The following is a 10,194-nucleotide window of genomic DNA, read 5'->3' on the forward strand; positions in this document are numbered from 1 at the left end:
GAAACCCCTATCTGCGTATGCAGGTAGGGGTTTTGTTTTTAGTAGAAGTCACCAATTTTCACCTGCACGTTACTGCTGTAACGGGCGGGTCACAGAATTTCTTGACGACCATAGAGCATTGGAACCACCTGATCCCATCCCGAACTCAGCAGTGAAACGATGCATCGCCGATGGTAGTGTGGGGTTTCCCCATGTGAGAGTAGGTCATCGTCAAGATTGAATTCCGAAACCCCTGTCTGCTAACGCAGACAGGGGTTTTGTCGTTTTACAGCATTTAAAATACAACCCGTCCACGCCTGGTGATTCAGGCCCGGCGCTGTACGGACACCCACCAGCGGGTGCGATAGTGCAGCTGGATCGGAAGGGTCTGTACGAGGTCAGCGAGCACCCGATCAGTATCATCCAGGCGAAACGCCCCGGTCAGTCGCAGGTCGGCAATGTCCGCAGCGCAGCTCAGATGACCGCTGCGATGGCGGCTCAGTTCTTTCAGGAAGTCCGCTAGACGCATATTGCGCGGAACGATCAGGCCGTCTATCCAGGCACCGGCCTCCAGGTCTGACAATGGCGCCAGCCGCGCCTGTCGATGATCGATCAGATAACTCTGCCCCGCAGCCACCTCAACGAGCACACCGGTGGCTGACGCAGGCGAATGAATGATTACCTTGCCGGCGGTTACGCTAAGTCGGGTGCAGCTGGGTTCTTGAAGAAGCACATACCGAGCATCCACCCCCTCGAATATTCCATGACTACTTTGCACTCGTAACGGACGATCAAACGAGGCTGCTTGATCGATCCCGCCGCAAGTTACGAGGATCTCGCCCCGGGTCAGTTTGATCAGGCGCTGGTGAGGGGTGTAGTTCAGGTCCGCAGCACTGGCGGTATTGAGCTCGAGTCGAGTGCCGTCAGGCAGCTGGAAACCTCGCCGTTCGCCGATGGCGGTGGAGAAGTCGGCAGTACACTGTTGCCAAAGGTAGGTGTCCTTGGCCAACCATGCTGCCGAACCCATTATTAGGGCGCCCGAGAATATCTTCAGGGCTTGTCGGCGACCTAAAGGTGGGACGCTGGCTGTGGATGTAATAGAGGGATTCTCGCCGGTCTCAGCGCATAAATCGCTGTTCAGCTCGGCCTGCAGTGACTTGACCCGTTGCCAAGCCAGTTCGTGCTCTTTGCGCTCTGCACGCCACACCTCGCATTGCTGGCGCAGCCGCTTATTACCAGCGTTGTTGCGCAAGCGCAGGAGCCAGTGAATGGCCTGTCTCACGACATACTGATCAGGCACCTGTACTGCCAACGGGGATGAAGACATGCTACGGCTGCCTGGACGACACAATGATAATTAGTCGCATTGTCTTTCACTGCTAACAGATTGTGCAACTAATCGGCATGCTCCTGTCGAGTTACAGCGGTCGCCCTTATTTTGAGCGACTCTGGTTCAGCGCTTCAGGCGTATTGAGGTAGCGCGTGATAACTTCTACCGCACGGTTGAGATGCTGCTCAAGCAAGCGCACTGAACCTTCGGCATCACGGTTCTCGACTGCTCGTAAAAGCGCGCGGTGGTCCTCCTGAGATAACTCACCCAGGTTCATCGCCTCCAGGTTAAAACGCAGGAAGCGTTCCTCTTCATTCAGTCCATCTTCCACCAGACGCAGTAGGCGGCGGTTGGGTGCCTTGCTGTAGAGCGCCATGTGAAAGAGGCGATTGAGACGACCGATTTCGGTAAATTCGCGCTCCGTCTCAAGATCATCGATATGGCGCGCAGCCTGCTCAATGTCGTCCGCGGTAAGCAGCGGGATCGACAGGCGTAAAGCTTCTGACTCGAGCAGAATGCGCAGCGCATAGGTTTCCACTGCATCCCCCTGAACCAGCGGCGCGACAACCGCACCCTTGTGGGCGATGACACTCAGCAGCGACTGCGCTTCAAGCTGACGCAACGCTTCGCGAACCGGCATCCGGCTAACCCCGAAGAAGTCCGCCAGGTCCTGTTGACGCAATGCAGTGCCACAGGGGATTCGGCCGTCGAGAATCGCCGAGCGCAAGGTTTCTTCAATCACTGCGCGGGCCATGTGCGCGGGGATTGGCGCGTTGATCTTGATACTGCCGAGAGGGTTGGGCTTTTGTGTCACAACGCACCCTGAATAAGTTTTAAAGTGATTGGATCCAAATTGACACTAGTGACTGCCGGACATGTTGTCAAACCAGCAGTCGCCCTGAAAGTTTAGCGCGCTATCAGTGATCTCATCGTGCCATTGTCTTTTGCCGGGCTAACCTTCACCATCAACCGAATTCCATTTGCCTGATCTGGATGCCTCGCATTGGCGGTACGTTTCGCGATCCCTCGGACTTTGCGCTGGCTCTCATGCGCCCTGCTGCTGGCTGGCGTCATGCTGGGCGGCCTGCATGCCGATTGGGATTTTTCGCTGATCAGTCGCCGGGCCCAGGCATTGTACGGCCCATTAGGCGAAGGACAGCAACGCATTGACGCCTGGCAGCATTTATTGGCTACGCAAAAACAGGTCGGTGAGCTCGAACAGCTAAATCTGGTTAATCAGTTCTTCAACCGCAAAGTGCGATACGTCGAGGATATCGACCTGTGGCGCGAGGTCGATTATTGGGAAACTCCCGTCGAAGCGCTGTGGAAAGGTGCAGGAGATTGCGAAGACTATGCGATCGCCAAGTATTTCAGTCTGCGCCATCTCGGAGTTTCCAGTGACAAGCTGCGCATTACCTACGTCAAGGCCCTGCGCCAAAATCGCGCGCATATGGTATTGACCTACTACTCGAGTCCCGAGGCGATGCCGTTGGTGCTCGACAGCTTGATCGATGCAATCAAGCCCGCGAGCCAACGAACCGACCTGTTGCCGGTCTACTCTTTCAACGCAGAAGGGTTGTACCTGCCGGGAGCCAAGGGCAACAAGAAAGTCAGCGACACCAAACGCCTGTCCCGGTGGCAGGATGTGTTGAAGAAAATGCAGGCCGAAGGTTTTCCGGTCGAGACGACTAACTAGGAGCACGCGCTCAGATGTCTTTGTTTAAACAGCTTTTGATCGCTATCTGTCTGTTCCTGGTGGTCGCTTTCACTGGCAGCTTCATGGTGAGCCTGGAAAGTTCACGGACCCAATACGTCAATCAATTGCGCTCCCACGCCCAGGATGCGGCAACGGCGCTGGCGTTGTCCCTGACGCCTAATATTGATGATCCGGCGATGGTCGAGTTGCTGGTCAGCTCCATCTTCGATAGCGGTTACTACGCGAGCATTCGGGTGATAGACGTCAGCAATGACAACGTCATCGTGGAACGCACCGGCATTCCTGCGGTGAACAACGTGCCCGACTGGTTCGTCAAGCTGATCGGTCTGGAGCCAGCCGGTGGTGATGCGATCGTCAGCCGTGGCTGGGAGCAGGCGGCGCGCGTGGAAGTCGTCAGCCACCCGATGTTCGCCTTGGCCAAGCTGTGGCAAAGCGCACTGGGAAGCCTCGGCTGGTTGCTGTTGTGCGGCGCTGTCAGTGCGGTCTTGGGCGCGTTGCTGCTGCGTCGGCAATTGAAACCCCTCGACTATATGGTCAAGCAATCCCATGCCATTGCCCGGCGTGAATTCCTCAGCCTGCCGGATCTGCCGCGCACCCCCGAATTGCGCCGCGTCGTCCAGGCCATGAACCAGATGGTCGAGAAACTCAAGGCGCTGTTCCAGGAGCAGGCCGAGCGCAGTGAAAAATTGCGCATCGAGTCATACCAGGACAACCTGACGGGCTTGGCCAATCGGCGCTATTTCGAGATGCAGTTGAATGCCCGGGTGAGCAACCCGGAGCAAGCCAGCTCAGGTTATCTGCTGTTGCTGCGGGTCAAGGACCTTGCCGGGTTGAATCAGCGTCTGGGCGGTCAACGCACCGACGAGTTGTTGATAGCCGTCGGCGAGCAGCTGTCCCGCGAATGCGCCAAGTATCCGGAGACCCACAATCTGGTCACCCGGATTCGCGGCGGAGAGTTTGCCGTGCTGGCCCCGGGGCTGGTGCGAGATGAAGCGCTGCAATTGGCGCGCAATCTCGACAGCGCCTTGGCAAGCCTGCATGCCACCGGTGCCACCGATGTGGCCTCGGTAGCCTCTCTGGGGCTGGCACCCTTTGTTCATGGCGACTCGCCCCAAGCGGTCATCGGTTTGGCCGACCAGGCACTGGCACAGGCGGAAACCCAGGGTGAGCCGAGCTGGGCGTGCCTGGAACACAGCGCATCATCTCGCGTCGGGGATGACCATCATGCCTGGCACAACCTGCTCGATCAGGCGTTGACGAATCGCGGCCTGCAGCTTTACTTCCAGCCGGTAGTCGCCAGCCAGGATCCGCAGTTGGTGCTGCACTACAAGGTGTTGTCACGGTTGATCGACGATCAGGGCCAAACCATCCCCGCCGGACGTTTCCTGCCCTGGCTGGAGCGCTTTGGCTGGACTGCACGCCTGGACCGACTGATGTTGGAGCTGGTGCTGGAACAAATGGCCGGTCATGACGAATCACTGGCGCTGAACCTGTCCTCGGCCACCCTGGCGGATCCACAGATGTTGAACAAGGTTTTCGACATCCTGCGCACCCATTCGAATATGGGGCCGCGCCTGACCCTGGAAATCGGCGAGGAACAGATTCCCGAGCAGGCTGTGCTTGAGCAGCTGACCAAGCGATTGCGCGAGCTGGGTTTCTCCCTCAGCCTGCAACGGTTTGGCGGGCGCTTCAGCATGATCGGCAACCTTGCGCGACTCGGTTTGGCCTACCTGAAGATCGATGGCAGCTACATACGGGCGATTGATCAGGAGGGTGACAAGCGACTATTCATCGAGGCAATCCAGCGAGCTGCGCACAGCATTGACCTGCCGCTGATTGCTGAGCGGGTCGAGACTGAAGGGGAGTTGTCGGTGATTCGCGAGATGGGGCTTTATGGGGTGCAGGGGCAGTTGTTTGGTGAGCCCAAACCTTGGAAGTAAGGGTGGATAGCAAAAAGATCGCAGCCTGCGATCTTTTGCTTTTAGAACAGGCCTAAATCAACCCCGTCTCTTCATCATCAATTAGATGGCTCAAGCCACCCAACGCCTCACGCGCCTGGGTCCGGTCCATAAGCTTGGCCTGCGCAGCCGCCGGCAGGTCCGTCACCCGAATCACGCCCTTGCTGGTCAGCACCTGTATCAAGTCATCAAGTACCCGGATCATTTCCAGGTCGCTCTGCTTGAGTTGCTTGAGACTGACTTCCATCACTTCGTTGGCGTACCACGCCTGGATCTCATGATGATCAGCGGGCAGCGTTTCGGTGGCCTCGGCGTAAGCCGCCGCTTCCACGCGCACTAATTGGCCTTGCGCATCGCGTTGCACGTAAAACATTGAGCATCCCTCAGAAATGGACCAGCGTCATGCTGTCAGCAGCATAGGCCAACTGCGCACGAGTATGCGGTGCGACGACGAAATCGTCACCGGGGTGATTGTCGCAAACGTGATGGCCGCCCGGTTTGGGCGGCCATCCGCTGGCTATCAGCTGTTGTTGTGATCAACCTTGATGGTCGGATCGCTACCGGCAATCAGGTTGTGCAGGTTGGCGGTGGACCAGTTGTTGCCTTCCAGCTTGATCGTCACATCGGCCTTGGCCGCTGCGGCGTCGTTACTGTTGAACTTGCCAGCAGTGTTCACTTCCAGGGACGACACGCCACCCGATGTGGTGATCTTCAGGAAGTTGTCGATGGTGCTGCCGGTCTCGCCCTGCAACAAGTCACGCAGGTCGATACGGTCACCTTCGGCGGCCTTGAAGTCCTTGATCACGTCGTTACCAGTGTCGCCTGCTTTCCAGACGAAGGTATCGCCACCCAAACCGCCGATCAGAGTGTCGTTGCCTTTGCCACCCATCAGGATGTCATTGCCATCGCCACCATCGAGCAGGTCGTTGCCGGTTCCGCCGAGCAGTATGTCGTTGCCACTGCCGCCGTACAGTTTGTCGTCGCCGCCCTGGCCGAAGATGATGTCGTCGCCAGCACTGCCCAGCAGAGTATCAGCACCATCATGGGCACCGGACATGTCGAACGCTTTGTAGTTCTCGGTTACGAACTGGTGCACGTTGCTTGGGGTGACCTTGTTGGTTTCGACACCCGTTGCCTGGCCGACGAACGCTTGCAGCGCGGTGTAGCCCTCGCCCGTCACGCCATCGAAGCTCACCAGGTCGCCGAAGATGATGTCGTTGCCATCGCCGCCGTTAATGGTGTCGCTGCCAGGCAATGTCGCCTCGCTGTGGCCGAGGATCGCGTTAGCCAGGTCATCAGGGTTGATGTTGGCCAGCGGTTTGCCTTTGGTCGTGTTGTACGGAGCCAGATCGCTTTCGGACACTCCATTGTTCAGGCCGATGGCCTGTACTGTGGAGTTGGCCGCCGCGAACAGGGCGAGGGCCAGACCTGCATCCCGGGCACTGTTGCGATCGACCCTGCCTTCGCCGTCGTTATAAGACAGTTCGTAGGTGCCGTCGCCTTGGGCATGAATCCTCAAGCTGCTATCGACCTTCGAGGGTGACCAGTTTCCGCCGGAATCCTGGGTCCATTTGTATACGTTGCCGTTGGCATCTACCAGCGTCCGAAGTTTGCCGCCGATCATCGTATTGAACGCGGTACCAGGCGTGTAATCACCCGCTTTCATCAGGCTGTCGAGGTTGATATCGCTGGTGTTGTTTGACCAGTAGTCTACGACTTTTGGATTCGCCACCTCGTACGAGGTGTAGGCAGTTGGCTCACCATCAGTGATGAAGTAAGTCAGGTTCGTCGCGCCGGAGTTGCTCTTTGCGTCGTCGCTGTGGAACCAGTTGGCCGTGGTCTTGAACACGTCCTCGTAGTTGGTCCAGCCACCGGATTTCATGCTATCGAGCACGGTCTTCAAGGCCTCCAGCGCGCCCTTGCTCGACAAGTCGACCGAGATCGATTTGTTCACCTGGGTATCGAAGTCCACCAGGAACACCTTCACGGTACCCGGGTTCGCGCCTTGTGATGTAGCGCTGGCGATCAGCGAGGTGAACACCGCGATCAGCGAGTTCTTGGCCGATGTCACGGAGCTGGAGCTCATGCTGCTCGAACTGTCGACCATGAAGGCGATGTTGTAGTTCTGACCCGGTGTCGTCGTCAGCCCGGCGATGTCCGCCACGATGATGTCGTTGCCAAAGGTGCCGTCCTGAACGTCGTCGCCCGCAGTCAGGGTGATCGGGTTGTAGGTGGCCGGGTAAATGGTGACCGGAATCGTCGCCGTACTCGAAGCCGATCCACCCAGTTGCTCGGTGGAAGTCGAGGTTACAGTGAGGTCGAACTTACCGTTGTAGTAAGCCGGCGGCGTCAGGGTCAGGTTAGCCAGGTTCCAGCCAGTTACCGTCGCCGATCCATCGGTACCCACAGTCCAGCTGTGGCCCGCGTCGTCGCTCAGCACCATGCCTTTCGGGAAGCCGCTGATGGTCACACTGAGGCTTTCCGAACCATCGGTATCGGTGAGTGCGGTGGTGATTTTCGACAGGTGTACACTGCCGTTTTCCGCGCCTTCGTTGAGCTTGTAGCCCTCGTAGTAACCTTCACCGTTGGTGCCGTGCAGGTCGGAAACCGTCACGCCGGATGCGGCCAGGTTGGCCACTCCGGTGTACAGCGGAATCCCGGAACTGTTCAGGTCAACAGCGGCTGCGCCGTTGATCGACAGGTTGACGTCATAGCTGCCCGGACCACTCTGGTTGTGGTGGTAGATGTCGATGGTGTAGTAGCCGCTGGTAGTCGGCTTGAAGCCTGTACCGGAAATGGCTCCACCTTTACCCCACAGTGCGCTGGCTACCTCTTTGCCACCAATGGTCACCAGCAGACTATCGTCCGCGCTGCCACTGAAGGTGTAGGTCTTGCCAGCTTCCAGGTAGATCAGGCCAGAAGTTTTCGATGCGGTACCCGCGACGACATCGCCGCTGGACTGCACGTTGGTCGAGATACTGGTGCTGTTCGGGTTTTTCGCCGCATCGATCACCGACTTCAGGGTGGCGGTTGCCGCGCCACTGCCGACGCTACCGTCATAACCTGCGCTCAGGCCGGACAGGTTGGTCCAGACTTCCTTGAGCAGGCCAGTCGAGGTCACGGCGTTGCTGTCGACAGTCAATGTAGGTCTGTCAGCCACAGGAGTGATGTCGACTTTGAGTGTCGCTTCATTGCCCTGATTGGAACCGTCGGTAGGCTTGAACTTGATCTGCGCGTAGTCAGCTGCCTTGTTGCCAATACCCGTGCCGCCGTAACCGTCAGCACCGGACTCGTTGCCTACCGGTACAAACTTCAATTTACCGCTGGCGATATCGGCTTGGCTGATGACTTGGCCTGCCGCGACCTTCACCCAGCCCGCTGCACCGTTGAACATCAGGTCGCCACGACCGGCGATGTCCGTAATGGTGATGCTCAGAGGGCTGTCATTATCGACGTCGGTGGTTTGGAAGTTGGCCCACGTCAGCACCAGATCATTGTCTTCAATGCCGGTAACACCGCCGCTTACCGCAACCGGTGCATGGTCATTGTCGACGATGGTGGTAGTGACGCTGGATTTCGTAGGGTCGACCGCGATGTTCTCGAAATTACCGCCAGCGACGCTGTCGATGGTGATTACGAAGTTCTCGGAACCCTCCACCAGCTTGTCGTTGATGGTCGAGATATCAAAACCGACGCCATTGCTGTTTGCCGGGATCTTAACCGTGGTCACACCCTGGAAGTCCACGCCGTTGGCCGCTGTGCCGGTGTATTTCAGGGTAACAGTCACTTCGCCGTGGGAGGTGTTGCTCAGGTTCAGCGTGTAGTGCGCTGCCTGGCCTTCAACGACTGAAGCATCGCCAGTGATGCCCACGGTGACTTTGTCGCCTTGGCCTGCAGGCTCGTCGGTGACCGTGGTGGTCAACGGGGTCTTGTCGAGGGTCAGCTGTTCAAATTTCGCGCTGCCGCCGGAGACGGATTCGAGCTTGTTCACCAGCGAAGGCTGGCCGCCGGTGTAGACGTCATCCGCGATGTTTACCAGCAACGAACCAGAGGTGGCGTTGGCGGCGATGTTGATGATCTTGTTGTCGCTCAGGGTAAAGCTCATCGCCTCGTGATTGTTGATCGGCAAACCGGTGCTGGTGGTCAAGGTCACGGTGTAGGTGATCTGACCGCCTTCGGCCACCGTGGTTTTATCCACGGTCAGCTTGGCGATGACTTCACTGGTGGTGTCATTGATGGTCACTGTCGCTGGGCCACCGATAGATGGTTTTTCCAGCGCAGCGCCGTTCGAGGTGGCGCCAGTAATGCCCAGTTGTGCAGTGCCGCCATCTTTGTAGACGTCATCGCCTTGCGGATCCAGGGTGTGGACCTTCTCGGTTTCACCAGCTGCAAAGACCACGGTTTTGCCGTTGCTCAACGTCACAGTAACCGGCTGAAGCTGAGCTTTGTCGAGCTTGATGGTGAAGGCTGCGCCTTGGTTTTCCAGGACTGGGCCGTTACCGGTGATGGTGATGCCGACCGCGTCGCCTTGACCGGTAGGTTCGTCGGTCACAGCGGTTTGCACCGCGTTTTGACCCAGGGTCAGTTTCTCGTAGGTGTCCGCACCGGTCACCGATACCAGCTTGTTGACGATGGTTGGCTGGCCGCCGACCGAGATGTCATCGGCAACAGTGATGGTCGTCTGGCCTGTGACGCTGTTCGCCGGCACTTTGATAAAGGTGCCGTCGGTGAGCTTGAAGGTCAGCTCAGGGTGATTGTTGATCGGCAAGCCGGTGCTGGTGGTCAAGGTCACGGTGTAGGTGACTTGGCCGCCTTCCGCCACAGTGGTTTTGTCTGCGGTCAGGGTCGCAAACACTTCACTGGTGGTGTCGCCGATGGTCACCGACGCTGGGCCACCGATGGTTGGGTTCTCCAGCGCTGCGCCGTTCGAGGTGGCACCGGTGATGCTCAGGGATACGGTGCCGCCGTCTTTGTAGACGTCATCGCCTTGCGGATCCAGGGTGTGGACCTTCTCGGTTTCACCAACTGCAAAGACTACGGTTTTGCCGTTGCTCAGGGTCACAGTAACCGGCTGGTTTTGAGCCTTGTCGAGCTTGATGGTGAAGGCTGCGCCCTGGTTTTCCAGGACTGGACCGTTACCGGTGATGGTGATGCCAACGGCATCGCCTTGACCGGTAGGTTCGTCGGTCACAGCGGTTTGCACCGCGTTT

General features: G+C 58.0%; 6 protein-coding genes and 1 rRNA gene. 3 read left to right on the forward strand and 4 right to left on the reverse strand.

Annotated elements, in window-relative coordinates:
• Positions 1 to 100 precede the first annotated feature (100 nt).
• Positions 101 to 216: ribosomal RNA gene (gene rrf / locus ORL50_RS28560) — 5S ribosomal RNA — on the forward strand.
• A gap of 88 nt (positions 217 to 304) precedes the next feature.
• Here rrf and ORL50_RS28565 read toward each other — a convergent pair.
• Both ORL50_RS28565 and ORL50_RS28570 read right to left on the reverse strand, forming a co-directional pair.
• On the reverse strand, positions 305 to 1,306 hold the full coding sequence (locus tag ORL50_RS28565; protein ID WP_266020032.1) for a DUF4880 domain-containing protein: 1,002 nt from the start codon (positions 1,304 to 1,306) through the stop codon (positions 305 to 307).
• A 106-nt stretch (positions 1,307 to 1,412) separates the two neighbouring features.
• Positions 1,413 to 2,123: a GntR family transcriptional regulator gene (locus ORL50_RS28570; RefSeq protein WP_266020033.1), complete on the reverse strand. Its 711-nt coding sequence runs from the start codon at positions 2,121 to 2,123 to the stop codon at positions 1,413 to 1,415.
• A 189-nt stretch (positions 2,124 to 2,312) separates the two neighbouring features.
• On the opposite strand from ORL50_RS28570, the gene lapG reads away from it, so the two are divergent.
• Both lapG and lapD read left to right on the forward strand, forming a co-directional pair.
• Positions 2,313 to 3,005, forward strand: coding sequence for a cysteine protease LapG (lapG, locus tag ORL50_RS28575; RefSeq protein ID WP_266020035.1), 693 nt, complete (start codon positions 2,313 to 2,315; stop codon positions 3,003 to 3,005).
• A gap of 14 nt (positions 3,006 to 3,019) precedes the next feature.
• Entirely contained in the window at positions 3,020 to 4,966 is a 1,947-nt protein-coding gene (lapD, locus tag ORL50_RS28580) for a cyclic di-GMP receptor LapD (RefSeq protein WP_266020037.1), read from the forward strand.
• Positions 4,967 to 5,018: 52 nt separating this feature from the next.
• On the opposite strand, the gene ORL50_RS28585 is transcribed toward lapD, so the two are convergent.
• Both ORL50_RS28585 and ORL50_RS28590 read right to left on the reverse strand, forming a co-directional pair.
• Positions 5,019 to 5,357 carry a tryptophan synthase subunit beta gene (locus ORL50_RS28585; protein ID WP_266020039.1) on the reverse strand — a complete coding sequence of 113 codons (339 nt, stop codon included), beginning with the start codon at positions 5,355 to 5,357 and terminating at the stop codon, positions 5,019 to 5,021.
• A 147-nt stretch (positions 5,358 to 5,504) separates the two neighbouring features.
• Positions 5,505 to 10,175, reverse strand: coding sequence for an immunoglobulin-like domain-containing protein (locus ORL50_RS28590; protein WP_266020041.1), 4,671 nt, complete (start codon positions 10,173 to 10,175; stop codon positions 5,505 to 5,507).
• Between the last annotated feature and the right edge of the window lie 19 nt (positions 10,176 to 10,194).

This window comes from Pseudomonas sp. RIT-562 (assembly GCF_026241895.1).
GTDB classification, from domain to species: Bacteria; Pseudomonadota; Gammaproteobacteria; order Pseudomonadales; family Pseudomonadaceae; genus Aquipseudomonas; species Aquipseudomonas mandelii_F.

What these genes read in the sequence shown, in the direction of transcription:
- ORL50_RS28565 (WP_266020032.1), bottom strand. Translation starts at nt 1,306, where the DNA reads ATGTCTTCATCCCCGTTGGCAGTACAGGTGCCTGATCAGTATGTCGTG.
- lapD (WP_266020037.1), top strand. Translation starts at nt 3,020, where the DNA reads ATGTCTTTGTTTAAACAGCTTTTGATCGCTATCTGTCTGTTCCTGGTG.
- ORL50_RS28585 (WP_266020039.1), bottom strand. Translation starts at nt 5,357, where the DNA reads ATGTTTTACGTGCAACGCGATGCGCAAGGCCAATTAGTGCGCGTGGAA.